Origin of the sequence: uncultured Cloacibacillus sp., from assembly GCF_963926575.1 — a bacterium.
GTDB lineage: Bacteria > Synergistota > Synergistia > Synergistales > Synergistaceae > Caccocola > Caccocola faecigallinarum.
Genome location: NZ_CAWUXW010000003.1, coordinates 721436 through 742830, shown reverse-complemented (window position 1 = coordinate 742830; position 21395 = coordinate 721436). Strand labels below are relative to the sequence as shown.

Sequence of the window (21395 nt, the reverse complement as noted above, 5' to 3'; positions counted from 1 at the left end):
GCGAAGGCTTTATACCGCACGACCGAATAGACGATATATAACAGAGTCTAAGAGGTTGAGAAAAAATTTCCGGTGCTCATAGAGAGGTGGACACACCCAGCTCCATGCCGAACCTGGCAGTTAAGCACCTCATCGCCGATGGTACTGCGGAGGGTATTCGTGGGAGAGTAGGCCGGCGCCGGATTTAGTTGAAGGAGAGAGGGAAGTCTTTATGACTTCCCTCTCTTGCTTTATATGCGCATGTGCTTCTCTGCGCCTTTGAGTTATTACTTATAGCATACTACATGCATCAAAAATCTCTATCGCAGCTCAACTATTATTGCAGTGCAACCTTTACGCTTTCGCATGAATTTAGCAATCTGAACAGTGGCACTTGCTTGGAAGATATAATCACTCGGACATGCACTCGTCTTTTACTCGTTTTAATCTATCCAGCCAATATGATTCGTCTATGATTTCGTTATTGATACTGCTAGAAACATGCGAATCATGCACGTGCTAAGCCATAAAATCATGAAAGAGAGAAGGCGCGGATTATGCAGCTGTACCGCATCACATGGGTTATTTAGCCAGCTTACTATTGCTTTGATTACGTGCCGCATACTCACATAACGATTCGTTCTTGGTAACGCGCCGCAGTTCATCACGTACTTCCATAAGCGCAAAGCCTAGGAGGTTTTGCCCGCGCCACTTCAGAGGATTGACGGCATCGGGCGCGTCTGCCTGCATGCGTATGCCCCATATACCGTCATACGGGCTGGCTTCGGCTAATATAGCGTCGCCTGTCGATAGGAGAAATGCCTTCAGCTCCATATTTTGGCTGAATTTGCACCAGTTCCCGTTAAGTACGATTGAGAATTTAGCCTTATCCCACGTGGCTTGATCAAAGCCTTTGACGCGCCGTCCCAGTTCCTTGATTTGCTTAGGGCTGCGGCTTGCTAAAATTTTTCCCCGCGTTTCTTTGTCATCGAATAGCTCCGCTTTTCCTGCCATCATGTATTGCTCCATGCAGCAATATGTCTGTTCTATTGCGTTGAAATCTGCCATCCACCATTGACTAAAGCAGCTTTTTGTTACGGAACCGTCATTAGCAGGCTGATGTCCCCAGAAGAAGCAAAATTTATGTCGTTGACCCTCTGCCGTTGTTCTCTGAAGCCACGGGAGCGTATACTTAGGATTTCCATCCGGAGTCCATAGTGCAGCAATAAAGTTGCCGTGCTCTAATATATTTGTATCGTCTGTATCATTCCACCAGCCTGCCCATGTGACTGGTTCAGGGAACATGTCACGATACTTTATTTGCCCCTCTTCCGGAAGCGAATAAAACCAATCTGAGAATTTATATAGATAATCTTCGCCGTATCCCATTCGCCAGCCAATGGAGTAGCGTTCTATTTCGGGGTATGCGAGCCACGGAGGCGGCAGCAGCTTTTTGTGGTTGAATGACATACTATATTTCCTCCCTGCACATAGCTAATGACGGCAGTTTCTGAAGTTATTTATCATTGCAGATATTATACGAGAAATTCTTATTGTTTTGCGGCGGGGCAATGACGTCGGCATTATTTGTTAAAAGAGGCCGTACACGGTTTGTGTACGGCCTCTTGTGTGTCTTGGTACTTTGGAAAGTTTTAGTACGCTTCGTCGGGCGCGGCGGGGAGGTTTTCCAGTTTTTTGCGGCTGTCGCGGACTTTCTGGGATTCCTTCGCGGCGTAGGCTTCGAGTTTTTTGGTGAGCTCGCAGTCTGTTGCAGCTACTATGCGCGCCGCCATGAGGCAGGCGTTTTTCGCGCCGTTGAGGCCGACGGATGCCGCCGGTACTCCGGGGGGCATCTGAGCTATCGAGAGGAGCGCGTCCATTCCGTCGATCGCGCCGCCTTTTACGGGGACGCCGATGACTGGGAGCGTCGTCGCTGCGGCTACGACGCCGGGGAGCGCTGCGGAGAGGCCGGCTACCGCTATGAGCGCCTGGATGCCGCGTGCGCGGGCTTTTTTCGCGTAGCCTTCGACGTCTTCGGGCGTGCGGTGGGCCGACGCTATGGCGACCTCGTATTCGATGCCGAGTTCGTCGAGGACAGGCGTTCCCTTCTCAACGACGGAGATGTCCGATGCTGAGCCCATGATTATGCCTATTTTCGGAGAGGCCATGTTATTTCCCCCTTTTCAGCGATTTGTCGCCGATGTCGTTTCTGTGATGCTCTTTTTCGAAATGTATGCCGGCGACTCTCGCGTAGGCGCGCTCGCGCGCGGTCGGGAGGTCGTCCGCGAGGCCGACGACGGTCAGGACGCGTCCGCCGTTGGTGACGAGCTGTCCCGCGTCGTTGAGCTTTGTGCCGGCGTGGTAAACGAAGGTGTTGGGCACATCCTCATCGGTTCCGGTTATCGCGTAACCTTTTTCGAAGGCTTCGGGATAGCCGCCGGAGGCCATGACTACGCCGAGCGCGGTGCGGACGGCTCCGGGCCATTCGACGGAGGCCAGCTCGCCTTTGGCGCAGCCGAGGGCCACTTCGCCGAAGTCTCCGCCGAAGGCGGGAAGTACGACCTGGGCTTCGGGGTCGCCGAGGCGGACGTTGTATTCGAGCACGGAGAGCGAGCCGTCGGGCCTGATCATTATGCCCGCGTAGATGACGCCGCAGAAGGGGATGCCGTCGGCCGCGAGTCCGTCGACTGTCGGCGTGAGCACTTCGTCGGTGACTTTTTTCATGAAGGCGTCGTCTACCCACGGAACGGGCGAGTATGCGCCCATGCCGCCGGTGTTGTTGCCTTTGTCGCCGTCGAGCGCGCGCTTGTGGTCCTGGCTGGAGGGGAGGATGCGCACGGTCTTGCCGTCGGTGAGGGCGAGGACGGTCATCTCCATGCCTTCGACGTAGTCTTCGACGACTATGAGGTTTCCCGCCGTCCCGAGCTTCTGCTCTTCAAGCATCATGCGGCAGGTCGCGACTGCGTCCTCGTAGGTCTCGGGCAGGAACGCGCCTTTGCCGGCCGCGAGGCCGTCGGCCTTGACGACGAATGGTGCGGTGCGCTTTTTGAGCGCTGCTTCGCATTCGGCGAGGTTTGTGCAGAGGTCGAAGTCCGAGGTCGGGATGCCGTGCTTCTTCATGAAGGTCTTCGAGAAGGCTTTGCTTCCCTCGAGGCGCGCGCCGGAGGCTCCGGGGCCTACAACGAGGATGCCCGCCTCGCGCAGCGCGTCGGCGGTGCCAGCGACGAGCGGCGCTTCGGGGCCGACGAATACGAGCTCTATGCCGAGCCAGGTGCAGAGCTCCTTCATCGCCTTGGGATCGCACGGATCGCCCGCGTGGCAGAGCGCGAGCTTAGCTATGCCGGGGTTGCCGGGGCAGCAGTGAAGTTCTGTCGTTACCTTGGATTTGGAAAGGGCGTGGACTACGGCGTGTTCGCGGCCGCCGCCTCCGAGTACCATAACTTTCATAGCTTTCACTCCTTTAGCCGTTAGTGGCGGAAGGTGCGGCTGCCGCCGACGAAGAGGCTGACGCCGAGCTCTTCGGCCTTTTTGAATACTTCTTCGTCGCGTATCGAGCCGCCGGGTTCAATGACGGCGCTGACTCCGGCCTTTGCCGCGAGCTCTATCGAGTCGGCGAAGGGGAAGAATGCGTCGGAGGCCATGACGGAGCCCTGCGCCTTGTCTTTCGCCATCTTTATCGCGTATTCCGCCGCGTCGACGCGGTTCGTGAAGCCGCCACCGATTCCAACCGCAGCGCCGTCTTTTACGAGGACTATTGCGTTGCTCTTGGTGATCGCCGCGGTCTTCCAGGCGAAGATGATGTCGTCCCAGAGCTCGGGGCGCGGCGTGCCATGCCACTGTCCCGCGGATTCCTGCGGAAGCGCGGGGAGCTTGTCCTCTTCTATGAGCCAGCCGCAGCGGTTGGCCGATATCTGGAATTTAGGAGCGTAGCCGGGGAGTATCTTGAGGACGCGGAGGTTGTGCTTCTTTTCCGCGAAGTATTCCGCTACGCCCTCGTCGAAGTCGGGAGCGGCGACTATCTCGAAGAAGGTCTCCGTTATCGCCTTCGCTGTCTCCATGTCCACCTTGCGCGTGAGGCCGATTATTCCGCCGAAGGCCGACACGGGGTCGCAGGCGAGCGCTTTTTTGAAAGCTTCGAGCGGCGTCGCGCCGTAGGCCGTGCCGCAGGGCGTGGTGTGCTTGACTATGGTGCAGGCGCAGACGTCCTGGAATACGGAGCAGCCGCGGAGCAGCGTGTCGAGGTCGAGCAGGTTGTTGAAGGAGAGCTCTTTGCCCGAGAGCTGCTTGAAGGGACGGTGCTCGAGCGGCGGCATGAAGAGCGCGGCCTTCTGGTGCGGGTTTTCTCCGTAGCGGAGCTCCTGCTCCATGCGGAGCGGGATTACTTTGTCGTCGGCGACGTTTTCTTCGACGCCGACCTCGCGGCAGAGTCCGCGGTAGATTACCGCGTCGTAGGAGGAGGTCGCACGGAAGGCCTTGAGCGCGAGCTCCTGCTTGAATTCGAGCGTGAATTCCTGTTTCTGCTCGAGTTCCTCGAGCACGCGCTTGTAGTCGGCGATGTCGGTGACTACCGCGACGTGGTAGTAGTTCTTTGCGGCGGCGCGGATGAGCGAAACTCCGCCGATGTCTATCTTTTCGATGAGCTGGTCGAGGTCGGCTCCGCTCTTCGCGGTCTCTTCAAACGGATAGAGCGTGCAGACGACGACGTCGATGAGGGGAATGTTGAATTTCGCGCGGTCTTCGTCGTCCTGCGCGAGGCCGCGTCTTGCGAGTATTCCGCCCATTATCGTCGGGTGCAGCGTTTTCACGCGGCCGCCGAGTATCGCGGGGACGCCCGTGAGGTCGACGACTTCCGTGACCTGCACGCCGCCCTCTTCAAGATATTTCGCGGTGCCCGAGCTGGACACTATTTCGTATCCGTGGGCCGCGAGCCCCTTTGCGAGTTCGAGCGCGCCGGTCTTGTCCCATACGGAGATAAGCGCTTTTTTCTTTTCCACCATTCCTAGCCTCCATTTCGGATTTGCGGGATTTTTTGCGAAAAATTCTTTCAGCGTCTTTTTGTAGAGCTTGTGCTCGACAGCGTGAATCTTCGCCTCGAGCGTCTCTATCGTGTCCTCCGGCTCGCGTTTCACGCTTTCCTGCGCGAGTATCGGGCCGTGGTCGACTTCCTCGTCGACTATGTGGATGGTGACGCCAGTCTCGGGCACGCCCGCGTCCCATGCGTCCCGGATGCCGTGCGCGCCGGGGAAGAGCGGCAGGAGCGCGGGATGGATGTTGATTATGCGTCCCGCGAAGCGGCGCACGAAGTCCGGCGAGAGTATGCGCATGAAGCCGGCGAGGACTATCCAGTCCGCGCCGGCCTCTTCGACCGCGAGCGCTATCGCTTCTTCGGCGTCGGCCTTGCCGAGCTCTTTATAGGAAAATACGCGCGTAGGCACGCCGAGCGAGGCGGCGGTCTGAAGCCCCTTCGCGGCCGCCTTGTCGCTGCCGACGAATACCGGCACGGCGTCGAGCTCGCCGTCCTTAATCGCGTTGAGGATGGCGTGCATGTTGGTGCCGGTGCCGGATATGAGTATCGCTATTCGCGGGGACTGCTGCATTTGATGACCTCGCCGATGACGGTCGGATGCTCTCCGAGCTTTTCGAGCGCTTCTTCGAGCGTTTTAAGGTCCTTCGGGTCTATTATGAATACGAAGCCGATGCCGAGGTTGAATACCTTGCGCATCTCTTCTTCGTCGATTCCGGCGCTCTGCACGAGGTCGAAGACCTTCGGGCGCTTCCACGAGCCGAAGTCCACGTTTATGTCGAGGTGCTTCGGTATGACGCGGATGACGTTGCCGTACATGCCGCCGCCAGTGATGTGCGCCATGCCGCGCACAACGCCGGTCTCGATAGCCGCGAGCGCGGCCTTGACGTAGAGGCGCGTCGGGCGCATGACGGCTTCGGCGACGGTCTCGTCCCAGCCTTCGGGCGTCGAGCCGAGGTCTACGTTCAGCCCGTCCTTGCCGAGCGCGCTGCGCACGAGGCTGTAGCCGTTGCTGTGGATGCCGGAGCTTTCGATGCCGACGAGCAGGTTGCCTTCCTGGATGTCGCTGCCGTCGATGATTTTGTCCTCGTCGACTATGCCGACCGCGAAGCCCGCGAGGTCGAAGCCATCGGCGTCGTAGACGCCGGGCATCTCCGCCGTTTCGCCGCCGAGCAGCGCGCAGATGCTTTCCTCGCAGGCGCTGATGACGCCGTCGACTATAGGCGCGAGTATCTTTTCGTCGAGCTTGCCGCAGGCCGCGTAGTCGAGGAAGAAGAGCGGACGCGCGCCTACCGTGACGAGGTCGTTGACGTTCATCGCGACAAGATCCTGCCCGAGGCCGCGGTAGAGGCCCGTCGCCTTCGCGAGCTCGAGCTTCGTGCCGACGCCGTCGGTGCATCCGGCTAGGCATTTGCCGCCGCCTATCCTGTAAAGGCCGGCGAAGCCTCCGACTCCGCCGACGCAGTTCTTATCCTTCGGGTGTTTGGCGAGGAGGGACTTTATCGTTTCGACCCACGCGTCGCCGCCTGAGATGCTAACTCCTGATTTCTCGTAACTGAGCTTGCCCAACAGAGTTCCCCCTTAATATTTTTCGAGATATTTGCCGCTGAAGCAGGCCGTGCAGAGCCTGTCCGCCGGGAGGCCGATGGCCGCGACGAGGTCTTCTTCCGTGAGGTAGTCGAGCGAGTCCGCACCGACTTTGCGGCAGAGCTCGTCGAGCGTCATGCGGACTGCGGCGAGCGTCTCTTCCTTGCGCGTGTCGATGCCGTAGCGGCAGGGATGGAGCACGGGCGGCGACGCGATGCGCAGATGCACCTCGCCGGCGCCGCAGTTGCGTATCATCGTGACTATGCGCTCCGCGGTCGTGCCGCGCACTATCGAGTCGTCGACTATGACGGCGCGTTTGTCCTTGAAGAGCTCTTCTATCGGATTGAGCTTTATCTTGACGCCGAGCTCGCGCACCTTCTGCGTCGGCTGGATGAAGGTGCGTCCGACGTAGCGGTTGCGCACGACCGCCATTTCAAACGGAACGTGCGCCGCCTGAGCGTAGCCGATGGCGGATATCGTTCCGCTGTCGGGCATTCCCGCGACGAGGTCCGCGTTCGCGCAGGGAGCCTTGAGCGCGAGGCGGCGGCCCATCTCTTTGCGCGCTTCATAGACGGAGCGTCCGTCGATTATGCTGTCCGGGCGCGCCGTGTAGACGTACTCGAAGGAGCAGTGCATGCAGCGCGAGGGGCGCTCGTGGCGGACGCGCAGGCTCTTCATGCCGCGCGAGTTGATTATGACTATTTCGCCGGGCTCGACGTCGCGCAGCAGCTTCGCGCCGACTATGTCGAGCGCGCAGGACTCGGAGGCCGCGTAGTACGTGCCGTCGCGTTCGCCGAGGACGAGCGGCTTGAAGCCGTAGGGGTCGCGCGCGGCGACGAGCGCGTCTTCAAGGAGCACCGCTATCGCGTAGGAGCCTTCGAGCCTTTTTAGCGCGTCGACTATCGCGTCGACCGGCTCCATGTGCGACTTCTGCGCGACCATGTGCAGGATGGCCTCCGAGTTCGTAGCCGACTGGAATATCGCTCCGCGCGCCTCGAGCTGCGATTTGAGCGAGTCGACGTTCGTGACGAGGCCGTCGTGCGCTATCGCTATCGGGCCGCGCGCGTAGTTCGCGCAGACGGGCAGGACGTTGTGAAGCTGCGAGCTCTCGAGCGGGACGTAGCGGACGTGGCCTATCGCGCAGTTCGCGTTCTCGAGCGAGAGCTTGTGCTGGTCTATTGCGTTGTGGAGAAGCCCGAAGCCGCGCGCCGAGGCGGCGTGGCCGTCGTGCGCCCACGCGATGCCCGCGGACTCCTGTCCGCGGTGCTGAAGCGCGTAGAGGCCGAGGTAGACTTCTTCGAGTACTGGTTGGTTCTTGACGCTGTATGCGCCGAAAATGCCGCTCATATTACGTTACGCGGATATCCTTCTCCAGATCTCTTCGTATGCGCCGAGCACGTTGCCGAGATCCTTGCGGAAGCGGTCCTTGTCGAGGTGGTCGCCGGTCGACTTGTCCCAGAAGCGGCAGGTGTCGGGCGAAATTTCATCGGCGAGGATGAGGTTGCCCTGCATGTCTTTGCCGAATTCGAGCTTGAAGTCGACGAGGACGACGCCGAGCTTCGCGAAGTAGTCCTTGAGTATCGCGTTGACACGGAGCGAGATGTCCTTGATTTTGTCAAGTTCCTCTTTCGTCGCCCAGCCGAAGAGGAGCGCGTGGTCTTCGATGATGAACGGATCGCCGAGCGCGTCGTCCTTATAGCACATCTCGAAGAGCGGGCGCGGAAGCTCCATGCCCTCTTTGACGCCGAGGCGCTTGCAGAGCGAGCCGGTCGTGATGTTGCGGACGATGACTTCGAGCGGGACGATGTTGACGCGCTTGACGAGCTGGTTCGTCTCGTCTATCTGCTTCACGAAGTGCGACTCGACGCCGTTGTCGGCGAGAAGCTGGAAAAGCTTCGACGAGATCTTGTTGTTGAGAACGCCCTTGCCGCTCATGGTCGCCTTCTTCTGTCCGTTGAAGGCGGTGAAGCTGTCCTTATACTCGACTATCACATAGTTCGGGTCTTCGGTCGTGTAAAGCCTCTTGGCTTTTCCCTCGTAGATGAAATCCTTCTTTGTAAGCTCCATTTTTAGTTCCTCCGTAAAATGTAATTTCCGGGACCGAAGCCCCGGATATAATGCTTAAAATCCCAGAAGATCGTTCTTTTCTTCTTCCTCTAAATAATTCCCGTCGAAGCAGGCTGTACAGAGCTCCTCCTGCGGAAGGCCGATCGCGCGGCATAGCTCCTCGCAGCTTATATATTCGAGCGAATCCGCGTCGATTTTGCGGCAGAGCTCCGGTATATCCGTCTGCGCCGCTATCAGCTCAGACGAGCTCGGCGTGTCGATGCCGTAGTAGCATGGAAAGCGCACAGGCGGCGAGGCGATGCGCATATGCACCTTGCTCGCGCCGCTGCCGCGTATCATGGAGACGATGCGCCCGGCGGTCGTGCCGCGCACGAGACTGTCGTCTACAATGACGGCCTCCCTGCCGTCGAAGATGCCGGGCTGCGGATTCAGCTTTATCTTGACGCCCGCCTCTCGCACGCGCTGCGTCGGCTGTATGAAGGTGCGTCCGACATAGCGGTTGCGCACGACGCCGGCCTCGAAGTCCGCGCCAGCCTCTTCCGCGAGGCCTATCGCTGCGAGCGTGCCGCTGTCGGGCATTCCGGCGACGACGGCGTCTTTCGGGCAGCCGGCGCAGCGCGCGAGCGTAGCGCCGAGCTCCTTGCGCGTCTTGTATACGGAGCGTCCGTCGATGACGCTGTCGGGGCGCGCGAAATAGACGTATTCGAAGGCGCATCTGTAATGGCGCGGCTTCTGCGGCCTTTTGCGCGAAATCAGCCCGCGCTTGTCGATGACGAGAATCTCTCCCGGCTCCACGTCGCGCACCATCTCAGCGCCGAGTATGTCGAAGGCGCAGGATTCTGAGGCGACGAAGTAGTCGTCGCCGCGGCGTCCTATTGCGAGCGGGCGGAAGCCCCACGGGTCGCGCGCAGCGATGAGGCAGTCCTCTATAAGAACGACGAGGCTGTAAGCCCCCTCGACTTTCGAGAGGGCAACTTCAAGCGCTTCGAGCGGCACTACTCCCGGCTGATGGGCGACGAGCTGGAGGATCGTCTCCGAGTCGCAGGTCGTCTGGAATATCGCGCCGCGGTATGCCAGATAGGCGGCCAGGGCGCGCGCGTTGGTCAGGTTGCCGTTGTGCGCGAGCGCTATCGGCCCCTGCGCGTAATCCGCTCCGAGCGGCTGGCAGTTCTCAGGGCGCGTGCCGCCCGCCGTCGCGTAGCGGACGTGTCCAATCGCGGCGTGCGCCGGAATCTGCGCGAGCTCGTTCTGCGAAAGCGCTTCGTGGACGAGGCCGAGCCCCTTCTTTACGTGTATCGTCCAGTCCGCCGTCCACGCTACTCCGGCGGAGAGCTGGCCCCTGTGCTGGAGCGCGCAGAGGCCGAGATAGACGTCTTCAAGAACGGGGCTTCCGTTCGTGCTGTAAGCCCCGAATACTCCGCACATTCTTTAATTTTCTCCCGTGAACGCTGCGGTCAGCTCAGCGACAGGCACGGACATGATTCCGTCCCAGTCGAGGGAATCTCCGCCCGCTTCTCCGATTTTGACGAAGCCGAGGGCTTTCCAGGCGTTCTCAAACTCGGCGGCCTTCTCGGGCGCTACGGCGTAGACCGCGCGCGGGCCGCCCTCGGAGAAGAGCATCGCTTCGACGGTCGTCTCGGGCGCGAGCGTGAGCTTCATGCCGGTCTCCGAAGCTATAGCTTCGTTCGCGAGGGCCGTGGCGAGTCCGCCGCCGGCGACTACGCGGCCCGATTTCGCAAGCTGTCCGTGAGCCGTGGCGAGCGCCGCGTCGCGGAACTTCTTTTCAGCCTCGTAGTCGGGGGCGCAGGTCTTGCCGAGCGGCTTGCCGTCCTTCGCCTCCTGGTAGCGCGTCGCGCCGAGCGAGCCTTCCTTCGGCCCGACGAGGTAGAGCATGTCGCCGGCCTCGGTTCTGCCGGCGCGCATGAGCTTACCGCGCTCGACGGCGAGGCCCGCCGTAACGACGAGCGGCGTCGGGTAAATCCTGTCGTTCGCCGTTTCGTTGTAGAGGCTGACGTTGCCCGAAACGACGGGGCAGTCGAGAGCGCGGCAGGTGTCGGCGAGGCCGCGCAGGCATTCTTTTAGTTCGTAGAATTTCTCCGGGAATTCCGGCGAAGCGAAGTTGAGGCAGTTCGTCATGCCGAGCGCGTCGGCTCCCGAGAGCCACACGCCGCGCAGAGAAAGCGCCATGGCCTCCGCGGCTCCCGTGTAAGGATCAGTCCAGCACTTGTAGGGCTCGGCCTCCATCGTGAGCACGCAGGCGCGCTCCGTCTCTGGGACTTCGACAATCGCTGCAGGCTCGCCGGGGCCGGCTATTGTGTGGAGCTGCACCATGGAGTCGTACTGTTCCCATATCGCGTTCTTCCTGCGTCCGTTCGGGCAGGAGAGCATCGAAAGGAGCTCTTTTCCCGCGTCCTCACACTTGAGCGTCGAAAGGTCGAGCGCCTGACGCTCGGGAAGGTCCTTCGGCTCCTCGGAGGGCCAGTATATCTCCGGCGTGTCGCCGAGTATCGAGGTCGGAAGGTCGGCTTCGAGCACGCCGTTCTTGTAGACGCGGTAGCGCTTGCTGTCGGTCATGACGCCGACTATCGCGCAGTCGAGGCCGTAGTGCTTCGCCATGTCGAAGACGGGCGCGAGCTTCTCTTCCTCGACGATGAGCAGCATACGTTCCTGCGACTCGGAGAGGAATATCTCCCACGGAAGCATGTCGGCTTCGCGGAGAGGAATTTTTTCAACCTGGATGTCTATGCCGCAGCCGCTCTTGTGGGCGATTTCGCTCGACGACGAGAGGATGCCTGCCGCGCCCATGTCCTGCATCGAGGCGATGAGCTTCATGTCGAGCAGGTCCATGCAGCACTCGATGAGGAGCTTTTCCTCGAAACGGGTCGCCTATCTGAATCTGCGGCTTGCTCGCGCGCGCGTCCTCGTCGAGCTCGCGCGAGGCGAACGACGCGCCCGCTATGCCGTCGCGGCCCGTCTTCGAGCCGAGCAGCACCGCCATGTCTCCGGGCTTCGCGGTCTGCGAGCTCGCCATCTTGTCGAGGCGGACGAAGCCCGCGCTGAAGGCGTTGACGAGCGGGTTGTCGTTATAGCAGGGCGAATAGAAGGTCTTGCCTCCGACCGTCGGAACGCCGACGGAGTTGCCGTAGGAGCCTATGCCCTCGACGATGCCCTTGGCGAGGTTCTGCGTCTTGCGCAGCGAAGCGTCGCCGAAGAAAAGTCCGTCCATCGAAACCGACGGGCGCGCGCCCATCGCGATGATGTCGCGGATGATGCCGCCGACTCCCGTCGCGGCTCCCTGGAAGGGCGCGACCGCGGAGGGGTGGTTGTGGCTCTCGACCTTGAAGGCGAAGCCCCAGCACCTCGCCCATGTCGACGACGCCGGCGTTCTCGCCCTGTCCCTGAAGCACGTACTTGCCCTTCGACGGGAAGGTGCGCAGCAGCGGGCGCGTAGATTTGTAGCTGCAGTGCTCGGACCACATTACGCCGATGAGCTCGAGCTCAAGGTCGTTCGGCTCGCGTCCGAGCAGCTCCTGTATTCTCTTGTATTCGGACTCGGAAAGTCCAACCTCGCGGAAACCCATCAGCGGGCGCTCCTTTCTGCGAAACCGCGCGCGATCGAAAGCCAGAAGGCCTCGCCGTCGGAGCCTCCGTTGAGGTGCGCGACCGTCGCGCGCTCCGGATGCGGCATGAGGCCGAGTATATTCCCATGTTCGTTGCATATTCCGGCTATGCGTTGAGCGAGCCGTTCGGCGCGTACTCGGCGCCGGCTTTTCCGGTCGCGGGATCGGCGTAGCGGAAGACGACGCGGCCCGCCTTCTCAAGTTCTTCGAGTTCGGCGGGCGGCAGGAAGTACAGTCCTTCGTGGTGGGCTATAGGGTACTCTACAATCTCGCCCTTTTTTGAGCCCTGATGTGAAGCGGTTGTTGGTCTGTTCTACGCGGACGTAGCATTTCTTACATATAAATGTAGTGGTGGTGTTCGCGAGAAGCGCTCCGGGGAGGAGCTTAGTCTCGGTGAGCACCTGGAATCCGTTGCAGATGCCGAGCAGCAGCCTGCCGGCTTCGGCATGGCGTCTGACCGCGGCTATGATGGGCGAGCGCGCCGCCATCGCGCCGGAGCGCAGATAGTCCCCGTAGGAGAAGCCGCCGGGGAGAATGACGAGGTCGGGCTCGGAGGCGAATTCCGTCTCCTCGTGCCAGACCATGTCGACGGAGGTCTTTAACGTCTCGGAGACTGCGCGCTGAACGTCGCGGTCGCAGTTGCTCCCGGGAAAAACAACGACGGCTGTCTTCATCGCTAGGCTTCCCTGACGGATATCTTGTAGGTCTCTATCAGGTCGTTGGCCAGCAGATCCTGACACATGTTCTTCACGGCCTCGGCCGCCGCTCCGCTGTTCTCCGCCTCGATGCGCATCGTGACTATGCGCCCCACGCGGACTTCCTCAAGCCCCTTGTAGCCGAGGTGCGTAAGCGTTTTTTCGACCGCTTTGCCCTGTGTGTCGAGGACTCCCTCACGCGGAGTAATTATGGCCTCTGCATGGAAAATCATATGATGACATCCTCCTTGAGATGTTTATTTGATATTTGTTAAGTGGGAATTGTCCACTAAGATGCTCATAATATACCGTTATGGCCTATAAAAGTCAATGTTTTAACTTTCAGAAAATGAGAAGTTATAAATTGACGGTAAGTAAAAAAATAGTATAATATTGAGCAGAGCAAATATTTATTCCCCCGCTCAAAATTTAAGGAGGTTGAAGTAGTTATGAGAAAACGTGTCGTCATTGCCGCTATGTCCGTACTTAGCGCGGCCCTGCTCGCCTCTTCCGCGTTCGCCGCAGAAGAGATCAAGATCGGAGCCCTCTTCCCGCTGACCGGCCCCGCCGCCGTCTCGGGACAGAACTGCATTAATTCCGTCCTTGCCGCCGCCGACTTCATCAACGAGGCCAACCCCGAGATCAACGCGCCGCTCGCCGCCGGAGAAGGACTCCTCGGCGGAAAGTACGTCATCAAGATAGTCCAGGCCGACCACCAGGCAAACCGGACGTCGCGAAGTCGGAAGCAGAGCGTCTTTATAATCAGGAAGGCGTCTTCGCGATAATTGGATGCTACAACAGCGCCGCTACGAAGCCCGCCAGCGCCGTCGCCGAACGCGCGAAGAAGATATTCCTCTGCGGCTGCTCGAGCTCCGCTGAGCTCACCGAGCGCGGCTATAAGTACTTCTTCCGCCACGCCCCGACCGACGCCATCGAATCCGTCGAATTCGTCGACTACATCGAATACCTCAACAAAGAGCAGAACGCCGGCATAAAGACCCTCGGACTCATCTACGAGAACACCGAGTTCGGTAAGCACGCCGCCGCCGAAGCTCAGAAGGCCGCGAAGAAAATCAACCTCGAAATCGTCGCCGACGTTCCGTTCAACAACGGCGCTACAAACCTCAACAGCGAAGTCCAGAAGCTCAAGGCCGCCAACCCCGACGCGGTGTTCGGCGCTGCGCTCGGCGGAGACTACTCGCTGTGGGTCCGCACCATGAAGCAGCTCAACTGGCTCCCGAAGATCGCCATCAACTACTGCACCGGCTATCAGAACCCCGCGGTACAGAAAGGAACTCGGAGACGACGGAAACTTCTTCATGGGCGGCATGGGCTTCTCGCCGGAGCTCGCGAAGAAATTTATGCCCGAAGCCATAAAGGTCCAGGATAAGTACTACACGCCGAGAAGCAACCAGCCGTTCGACAGCGACTCCATCCAGGAAGCCGTCATGCTCATGGTCCTCGCTCAGGCCGATAGAGAAGGCCGGCGGCCCCGATACCGAGAAGGTCCTCCAGGTCCTCAGAACCGAAGAATTCCCGTCGATAATGTCGCTCTCCGGCTCCGTCAAGTTCGGCGAGGACGGACAGAACGTCAAGGCGCTCTCCGTCATCACCCCAGCTCGAAAGCCAGAAGTACAACACGGTGTTCCCGCTTAAGTACAAAGACTCTGAACCCACCTTCCCGATGACCCCGTGGACAAGAGATAGCATTTAACAGAAACTGACCCAAATCCACACGCGGGCGGGGCATTATTCCCAATGCCCCGCCTTTTTAAGAAGCATCAGCAAGGAGGTCTTTGCATGAGCAGTTTTCTGCAGGTCCTTATAGATGGCATATTGAGCGGACTTCTGTACGCGCTCGTCGCCGCGGGACTCAGCATGATATGGGGAGTCATGGACGTTATCAACTTCGCCCACGGAGAATTCCTCATGGTGGCGATGTACGTCTGCTATTGGTTAGGGTTCATCCTCGGTCTCGACCCGCTCTTCACGTGGATCGCGTCCGGCATATTCCTCTTTATTATGGGCGCCCTGACCTATAAGCTGGTAATCAAGCACAGCCTCGGCAAGGCGGCGATGGCTCCGCTTCTTGCCACGTTCGGCCCTTTCAATGCTTTTGAAGAACTTCTGCATGAACCGTTTTCTCCCCGAACTTCCGCCTTCTCTCCGGCACCGTGCTGGACGGCAAGACGTTTGAAATCGGAGGGGCCATCGTCTCGGTTCCGCAGCTCGTAACAGGCATATTCCGCGCTCGTGATACTCGCGGCGCTTTACTGGCTCATCAAGAAGACGCGCCTCGGCTGGGCCATACAGGCCACGGCGATGGACAAGGAGGCCGCGGAGCTTATGGGCATAAACACTGAAAAAATCTACCTGCTCGTATTCGGCATCGGCGGCGCATGCGTCGGCGTGGCGGGCGGGCTTATGACCACCTACCTCGCGGTCCATCCCGAGGTCGGCGCGCTCTTCAGCCTCTTCGCCTTCGTCGTCGTCGCGCTCGGAGGCTTCGGGAGCATCCCCGGCGCTCTCGCCGCGGCGCTGCTCATCGGCCTTGTAGAGTCGTTCTCCGGCTTCTACATCGCGGCCGTCGTCAAATACGTCGCGGTATTCGCTATCTACCTGATAGTTATACTTGTCCGTCCTAAAGGGCTCTTCGGGTGGTGATGCAGATGAACCTCAGCAAGAAAGACAAACTCTGGTACGCGTTCATCGCAGTCGCCGTCATACTGCCCTGCATACCGGGCGTCATAGGCGGCTCGTTCTTCGGCCACGTCGCGACGATGGTGCTGCTCTACGCCTCGATGGCGCAGTCGTGGAACATTATCAGCGGCTACGGCGGACAGGTCTCCTTCGGACACTCCGTATTCTTCGGCATCGGAGCGTACGGCGCGGGACTCGCGGTCGTCACCTTCGGCTCCCTGCCGTGGTTCGGCGCTCCGCTCGGAATGCTCGCCGCGGCGGCCGTTTCTATAATAATCAGCTATCCCTGCTTCAAGCTTAAAGGCCACTATTTCGCGATAGCGACCTTCGCGATTGTCGAAATCTTCAACAGGCTCTCATGATATGGGACGCCGTCGGCGGCGCGCTCGGCCTCGACTACCCGATACTCCCCGACGGATGGGTGAACTTCTCGTGGTCGACGACCAAGACCGGATATTACATCGGCGCGCTCGCGATATTCCTCCTCGTATTCGGCATAGTCCGCCACATCGAGAGGAACCGCATGGGCTACTACCTGCTCGGCGGTCCGCGAAGGACAGGAGACGGCTGAGTCGCTCGGCGTCAACAGCACCGTAGTCAAGCTCGGCGCTATGGCGCTCTCCGCGGCGCTCGCGGCGCTCTGCGGAGCCTTCTTCGCGCAGTACAACTACCGCGTCGACCCGCCGATGGTCATGTCGCTCGACATGTCCATGAAGTTCGTGCTCATCACGATACTCGGCGGACTCGGCACCTTCTGGGGGCCGTTCCTCGGCGCGCTCGTGCTGATACCGCTCCAGGAATACACGAGAGCCTATCTCTCGCACCTCGGCCCGGGCGTCGACCTCATAATCTTCGGGCTCATCATCATAATAGTCATGGTCAAGGAGCCGCGCGGAATAATGGGGCTTCTCGGCTACATATCCAGAAAACTTAACAAATCACATGAAGAGGCTGAAAAAGGAGGGAATCGCTGATGGCGCTGCTCGAAGTCAGAAACCTTACGATGAAATTCGGTTCGCTGCTCGCTAACAGCGACGTCTCGTTCGACGTTGAAAAGGGCAGCATCGTCGGGCTCATCGGCCCGAACGGCGCGGGCAAGACGACGCTCTTCAACTGCGTCGCCGGCCTCTACAAGCCGACGAGCGGCAAGATAACCTTCAAGGGCGAGGACGTCACGGATCTTCCCGCCTACAAGATGGCGCGTCTCGGCGTCGCGCGCACCTTCCAGGTCGTGCGCCCGCTCAAGGAAATGTCGGTCTTTGAGAACATCCTCGTTGGCGCCTACATGCGCACCAGCGACACGGCGAGGCGCGCGAGGTCGCGGAGCGCTGCATGGACCTCTGCTTCCTCTCCGAGCACAGAAACAAGCTCGCCGGCGGCCTCACGATAGGCAACAAGAAACGCCTTGAAGTCGCCCGCGCGCTTGCGACGGAGCCCGAGCTCATACTGCTTGACGAGGCCGTCGCGGGGCTCACCTCGTCCGAGGTCAAGGAGATGGTCAACGTCATCGTCCGCCTCAAGGAAGAAGGGCTGACGATTCTCATGGTCGAGCACATAATGGAAGCGATAATGCCGATCGCCGACAAAATCGTAGTTCTGGCGAGCGGACAGAAGATAGCCGAAGGCAAGCCCGCCGACATCGTCCACGACCCGGTCGTCATAACGGCCTACTTCGGCGAGAAGTTCAGCAAACGGCTGCACGGGGAGGGAAATCAGTAATGGCGCGTATGCTTGAAGTCAACAACATATTCTGCTCCTACGACCACGTCCCCGTAATCCACGGAATATCGCTGCACGTCGAAGAGGGCGAGATCGTCGCGATACTCGGCTCGAACGGCGCGGGAAAATCGACGACGATGCGCACGATAGCGGGGCTAATGCATCCCGAGTCCGGCTCGATATCGTTCTTGCGGCGAAGATATCTCCAGAAAGCCGGCCTTCGAGATAATCAAGCACGGCATCAGCTACGTTCCGGAGGGGCGCAGGCTCTTCGCGAAGCTCAGCGTGCGCGAGAACCTCGAACTCGGGGCCTTCAGCGTCACCGACAAGAGTGTCGTAGCGGAGCGCATCGAAGAGATGTACGAGCTCTTCCCGATACTCAAGGATCGCTCCGAGCAGACGGCGGAGACGATGAGCGGCGGCGAGCAGCAGATGTGCGCTATAGCGCGCGGCCTGATGTCGCGTCCGAAGCTCATACTCCTGGACGAGCTTTCGCTCGGACTCCAGCCGAGCCTCGTCGAGCGCGTGCTCGAGACCGTCACGGAGATACGCAAGCGCGGCGTCACAGTCCTGCTCGTCGAACAGATGGTGCAGGAGGCGCTCGAAATCGCCGACCGCGGCTACGTCCTCCAGACAGGCCGCGTGGTCCACGAAGGCACTGCGCAAGAGCTCCTCAACTCCGACGAAGTGCGCAAAGCTTACATGGGAATGTAGAGAACATTTTATGTGAAGTTCGTCCCATATGATAAAGTCCGCGCAGGCTAAAACGCCTGCGCAGACTTTTTAGCTTAATTTTTATTGTCGTTGATTCAATAGATTTTCCTGCCATCTGCAGAAAATTATTATTCGGAATCTGTCTCTGTCGTCATTTATTGGATCGATCCCTAGTTTTTTCCTGATTTGGTTAACGCGAAAAAACATTGTGTTTCTATGTATAAAAAGACATTTTGACGCGGCGCAAATTTCCATGTCGTTATCAACAAGCGCCTGTAATGTTTCAATAAACCATGGCGTAATATGCGCATAGTTGAGTTCTCGTTTGTAGAAATGTTCCAGAGCAGAATCAGGAGTACTTGCAACTATATATTCTGCAAGAAAATCTGTAGCGTCGAAAATATATCTTCCTGTGTTCACATATCGTTCAGCAAATACCAACGCAGTTGATATAAATTGAAAACTGTCAGCGTAATCTGTTATTGCGGAGCATGATGCGCCATGTACGATAAAGTACTTGGTTTCATCACCGATACAATCTGTTAAAGCATTTATGAAGTCGCATAACGGTTCATTCTTGTTGACGGCGCGACAGATTACAAGATTGTTCCCTCCGAAAAAACCGGCAATATTTTGGCTGTTGTCAGACGATATTACCTTTAGTAATTTTCTTGTAGGTGAAAATAGATTGTTATCGCCGTTTTCTAGAGTTACTTTATGATAAAAATGTATTACTAATAAACTTCTCTGTATTGACATATCAAAACCAAGATCAGCTGTAAGCAAGGACGAATATACGTCTGCTTCTTCCATATCTTTGTGCAGAATACGGTCGAGCAGCATATTTATATTACGCAGCCGGGAATACACTGCGTCGTTATCGAAAACGCTGTATGAATAGTGCACTATCGATTCTGCTATCTTAGCGACCGTCAATATATCGTCGAAATTAGTCGGGACATAAATGTTTATGCTGAATAGTGAACGTATGGGCAAATGTATACGATAAAAAGCCTTGCCGGAATTATCAATAACCGTGGTTATGCTTTTATATTCTTGTCTGTCGCATCTAAACTTGTCGGAAAAATCAACATCTGTATCTGAAGTTGATATTGTCTGACCGTCATGAGAAACTGCATATATATGCGCGCAAGGTAGCGCACTCTTTATGTTTTGTACAAACTTTACTGCGGGTGCCTTATTGTCTGAATTCATTTCTTACCTCCATAATTTTATGAAGAAATGACTTATGTGGATATGCTGAATAAAGAGGTTTTGAATATTCTTCCCATAGGGATTTTTGTTCTTCTGAAATCTCTAGTATTTTCATATTATGCTCGCGAAGCAGAGAATTTTTGGCTTCTTGGTTTATAACGTAGTGTTGTTCATTGAATATCCACTCCGTTGCTTCTTTCGCTGCAACGCTCAGCATTTCACGATGCGACTGATTCAACGAGTTCCACGTATTGCGGCACATATAGAGTCCTTCTGTGTCCAGATAATATTTAAGACGTGTTATATAACTTTGTTCCTCATAAAATCTCATACCAAGTATGTTATTGTATGGGTTCTCTTCGCAGTCTATAACGCCTGTATGCAGTGCTTCTTTGACTTTCCCGTAATCAATATGTATAGGCAGCGCGTCCATGGATTTGAAATACTCGTATATAGATTTTGTGGACATTATACGTATTCTTTTACCTGCCATATCAGACGGAGTATATATAGGTGTCCGGGAGGTAATATAGCGCCATCCCATTGACCATATGTTGAGGCACTTTATTCCGATTTTTTTCATTGAGTCCTCTATACCGTCCAGAAACGCAGAATTTAGTACAAACATAGCTTCTTCGTTGGTTGCAAAGAGAAACGGAAAATCAATAAGCGATGTCAGTCCCTCTGTAAATTTATTCATGACGCCTGTCGCGGCCACTATCATATCTAATGCCCCGCTGCGTGTCGTCTCAAAAAGCATCGCATTGTTGCCAGAAACGGAAAGTGTATGAATATCCAGTTTCAATCGTCCGTCGGAATTGTGTTCTACTATAGCGGCGAGTTTTTGCATGCCTTGGTGCAGAACAGAGTTGGGCTGTATGACTATACCTACGCGCAACGTTATTTTTCTATTTTTGCGCAGAGTGAAAACTCGAAGCAGCATTCTGTCTCTATCATTGCCGGATAGTGACAGCCCAGTCATGTCTTTTAGTTTACTGAATCTTTGCAGCAATGTATTCCTGTGCACATTGCACGTTTTCGCTGTTTCCGACAGATTTAAATTGTGACGCGACAACTCCGTTGCAGTGCGAAGCAGTGTATCGTTTCCCCCCAACGCGTTGGAAAACATATCAAACCGTGTCTGCCAATATTTTATATTAATTGAGTTTGCTAAATAGTCAAAAATATAGCGGTCTATAGATAGTATCGGGAGCTCATGCTCTACGCTTAAGTATTCAAAGTTTGAAAGCAGAAAAGAGGCTTCCAGATAGCTGCATCGCAAATCAAAAATTTCCGAGTATACACTGCCTATTCCGGCTCTGCACTCACAGCCCAATAATTCGGTGACTGCGGTCATCACTGAGTGTGTAAATTTATGAAGGTATGATGCAGTTTCATCTTCACATACAGACGATACGTCTTTATAGATTAAATACCTTTGGGGCGTAAGCAGCCCGTATATATCTTCGTTTGAAAGGACGTTGGAGGGTTGACGAACAGCCGTCTCGAATAGCGAATCAGAAAAGTTACGCTGCATTTCCGAATCACCATGTTTTTTAGCCATTTCAAATAATATCGCGCATCTTGAGCAGCTTCTAGAATATCTAAAATCTTTTATTAAAAGATCCAGCTCATAGCTTTCCTTACCTATATTGCTCAGTTGGTTTATGAGCATACCTCTGCTGTCTGATGAGTCTTGGCGGTCTTGATGCTGTTTGCTTAAAATGATGTCTGCCAAGGTCTTCACATAATGGACGGCAAACCGAGAGCGTTCTCCTTGAACAATAAAGTAACATAGCGGCAGGCCGTTTGATATATATTTATAAATAACGGCATTTGTTGGAGGTTCAGTAACGTTGCTATAATCGCGCGTCCGGTATTCTGGATGAGCGTCTAGTTCCTTTTGCAATATGTCCGCCGCATCATTGAGGGGAGCTATAATCTTAAAATTTAAATCTGCAATATATAGGTCTACTCCGCATACGGAGTGTGCGTTTTGAATAAGTTCATGGATTATTCCGTTCTGCAGTTCCACATACATACCTCCTAATTTGTCGTATAGTATATGTGCATTGA

The 21395-nt window shown here is 56.8% G+C and carries 20 protein-coding genes, 1 rRNA gene and 5 pseudogenes; 11 read left to right on the top strand and 15 right to left on the bottom strand.

The annotated features are described in order from the left end of the window. The first annotated feature begins 68 nt into the window (after window positions 1-68). A 5S ribosomal RNA gene (gene rrf, locus ABGT66_RS08640) occupies window positions 69-184 on the top strand. Window positions 185-561: 377 nt separating this feature from the next. On the opposite strand, the gene ABGT66_RS08635 is transcribed toward rrf, so the two are convergent. The 13 genes and pseudogenes from ABGT66_RS08635 to purS all read right to left on the bottom strand — a co-directional run bounded on the left by ABGT66_RS08635 (window position 562) and on the right by purS (window position 13204). Beyond that, on the bottom strand, window positions 562-1449 hold the full coding sequence (locus tag ABGT66_RS08635; protein ID WP_346690166.1) for an NADAR family protein: 888 nt from the start codon (window positions 1447-1449) through the stop codon (window positions 562-564). Between the two features lie 182 nt (window positions 1450-1631). Next, entirely contained in the window at window positions 1632-2147 is a 516-nt protein-coding gene (purE, locus tag ABGT66_RS08630; RefSeq protein ID WP_346690165.1) for a 5-(carboxyamino)imidazole ribonucleotide mutase, read from the bottom strand. Between the two features lies 1 nt (window position 2148). Beyond that, on the bottom strand, window positions 2149-3426 hold the full coding sequence (purD, locus tag ABGT66_RS08625) for a phosphoribosylamine--glycine ligase (RefSeq protein ID WP_346690164.1): 1278 nt from the start codon (window positions 3424-3426) through the stop codon (window positions 2149-2151). Between the two features lie 20 nt (window positions 3427-3446). Continuing rightward, entirely contained in the window at window positions 3447-5576 is a 2130-nt protein-coding gene (gene purH, locus ABGT66_RS08620; protein WP_346690162.1) for a bifunctional phosphoribosylaminoimidazolecarboxamide formyltransferase/IMP cyclohydrolase, read from the bottom strand. Further along, entirely contained in the window at window positions 5555-6571 is a 1017-nt protein-coding gene (gene purM / locus ABGT66_RS08615) for a phosphoribosylformylglycinamidine cyclo-ligase (protein ID WP_346690161.1), read from the bottom strand. The genes purH and purM overlap by 22 nt, the downstream gene beginning before the upstream one ends. 12 nt (window positions 6572-6583) lie before the next feature. Further along, window positions 6584-7936: an amidophosphoribosyltransferase gene (purF, locus tag ABGT66_RS08610; protein WP_346690160.1), complete on the bottom strand. Its 1353-nt coding sequence runs from the start codon at window positions 7934-7936 to the stop codon at window positions 6584-6586. Window positions 7937-7942: 6 nt separating this feature from the next. Beyond that, the gene (gene purC, locus ABGT66_RS08605; protein WP_346690158.1) at window positions 7943-8656 is read right to left on the bottom strand and encodes a phosphoribosylaminoimidazolesuccinocarboxamide synthase; all 714 of its coding nucleotides are present in this window, start codon (window positions 8654-8656) and stop codon (window positions 7943-7945) included. A gap of 54 nt (window positions 8657-8710) precedes the next feature. Then, window positions 8711-10081: an amidophosphoribosyltransferase gene (gene purF, locus ABGT66_RS08600; RefSeq protein WP_346690156.1), complete on the bottom strand. Its 1371-nt coding sequence runs from the start codon at window positions 10079-10081 to the stop codon at window positions 8711-8713. Between the two features lie 3 nt (window positions 10082-10084). Continuing rightward, on the bottom strand, window positions 10085-11503 hold the full coding sequence (locus ABGT66_RS08595; RefSeq protein WP_346690154.1) for an AIR synthase-related protein: 1419 nt from the start codon (window positions 11501-11503) through the stop codon (window positions 10085-10087). Next, window positions 11385-11948, bottom strand: a pseudogene (locus ABGT66_RS08590) (AIR synthase related protein); the annotation flags it as partial. The gene ABGT66_RS08595 and the pseudogene ABGT66_RS08590, both read right to left, overlap by 119 nt. A 215-nt stretch (window positions 11949-12163) precedes the next feature. Further along, window positions 12164-12237 (bottom strand): annotated as a pseudogene (locus ABGT66_RS08585) (hypothetical protein); the annotation flags it as partial. Window positions 12238-12473: 236 nt separating this feature from the next. Further along, entirely contained in the window at window positions 12474-12950 is a 477-nt protein-coding gene (locus ABGT66_RS08580) for a phosphoribosylformylglycinamidine synthase subunit PurQ (RefSeq protein ID WP_346690153.1), read from the bottom strand. A gap of 2 nt (window positions 12951-12952) precedes the next feature. Continuing rightward, window positions 12953-13204 (bottom strand): phosphoribosylformylglycinamidine synthase subunit PurS, encoded by a 252-nt coding sequence (gene purS, locus ABGT66_RS08575; RefSeq protein ID WP_294192537.1) that lies wholly within the window; start codon window positions 13202-13204, stop codon window positions 12953-12955. Window positions 13205-13749: 545 nt separating this feature from the next. On the opposite strand from purS, the pseudogene ABGT66_RS08570 reads away from it, so the two are divergent. From ABGT66_RS08570 to ABGT66_RS08525, 10 genes and pseudogenes are all read left to right on the top strand, one after another. Then, a pseudogene (locus tag ABGT66_RS08570) lies at window positions 13750-14361 on the top strand (ABC transporter substrate-binding protein); the annotation flags it as partial. A gap of 410 nt (window positions 14362-14771) precedes the next feature. Beyond that, window positions 14772-15206: a branched-chain amino acid ABC transporter permease gene (locus ABGT66_RS08565; RefSeq protein WP_346690151.1), complete on the top strand. Its 435-nt coding sequence runs from the start codon at window positions 14772-14774 to the stop codon at window positions 15204-15206. Window positions 15207-15224: 18 nt separating this feature from the next. Continuing rightward, window positions 15225-15635 carry a branched-chain amino acid ABC transporter permease gene (locus tag ABGT66_RS08560; RefSeq protein ID WP_346690149.1) on the top strand — a complete coding sequence of 137 codons (411 nt, stop codon included), beginning with the start codon at window positions 15225-15227 and terminating at the stop codon, window positions 15633-15635. 5 nt (window positions 15636-15640) lie between these two features. Beyond that, window positions 15641-16033, top strand: coding sequence for a branched-chain amino acid ABC transporter permease (locus ABGT66_RS08555; RefSeq protein ID WP_346690148.1), 393 nt, complete (start codon window positions 15641-15643; stop codon window positions 16031-16033). Beyond that, window positions 16030-16242, top strand: coding sequence for a hypothetical protein (locus ABGT66_RS08550; protein ID WP_346690146.1), 213 nt, complete (start codon window positions 16030-16032; stop codon window positions 16240-16242). The genes ABGT66_RS08555 and ABGT66_RS08550 overlap by 4 nt, the downstream gene beginning before the upstream one ends. A gap of 22 nt (window positions 16243-16264) precedes the next feature. Next, window positions 16265-16645: pseudogene (locus tag ABGT66_RS08545) on the top strand (branched-chain amino acid ABC transporter permease); the annotation flags it as partial. Next, on the top strand, window positions 16645-17061 hold the full coding sequence (locus tag ABGT66_RS08540) for an ATP-binding cassette domain-containing protein (RefSeq protein WP_346690144.1): 417 nt from the start codon (window positions 16645-16647) through the stop codon (window positions 17059-17061). The pseudogene ABGT66_RS08545 and the gene ABGT66_RS08540, both read left to right, overlap by 1 nt. Further along, window positions 17004-17390 carry an ATP-binding cassette domain-containing protein gene (locus ABGT66_RS08535; protein WP_346690142.1) on the top strand — a complete coding sequence of 129 codons (387 nt, stop codon included), beginning with the start codon at window positions 17004-17006 and terminating at the stop codon, window positions 17388-17390. The genes ABGT66_RS08540 and ABGT66_RS08535 overlap by 58 nt, the downstream gene beginning before the upstream one ends. Next, window positions 17390-17563: pseudogene (locus tag ABGT66_RS08530) on the top strand (ATP-binding cassette domain-containing protein); the annotation flags it as partial. The gene ABGT66_RS08535 and the pseudogene ABGT66_RS08530, both read left to right, overlap by 1 nt. After that, window positions 17553-18104: an ABC transporter ATP-binding protein gene (locus ABGT66_RS08525; RefSeq protein WP_346690464.1), complete on the top strand. Its 552-nt coding sequence runs from the start codon at window positions 17553-17555 to the stop codon at window positions 18102-18104. The pseudogene ABGT66_RS08530 and the gene ABGT66_RS08525, both read left to right, overlap by 11 nt. Window positions 18105-18185: 81 nt before the next feature. Here the strand turns inward: ABGT66_RS08525 and ABGT66_RS08520 are convergent, their stop codons facing one another. After that, window positions 18186-19319: a helix-turn-helix domain-containing protein gene (locus ABGT66_RS08520; protein WP_346690140.1), complete on the bottom strand. Its 1134-nt coding sequence runs from the start codon at window positions 19317-19319 to the stop codon at window positions 18186-18188. After that, entirely contained in the window at window positions 19303-21354 is a 2052-nt protein-coding gene (gene dctP, locus ABGT66_RS08515; RefSeq protein ID WP_346690139.1) for a TRAP transporter substrate-binding protein DctP, read from the bottom strand. The genes ABGT66_RS08520 and dctP overlap by 17 nt, the downstream gene beginning before the upstream one ends. Window positions 21355-21395: the final 41 nt, after the last annotated feature.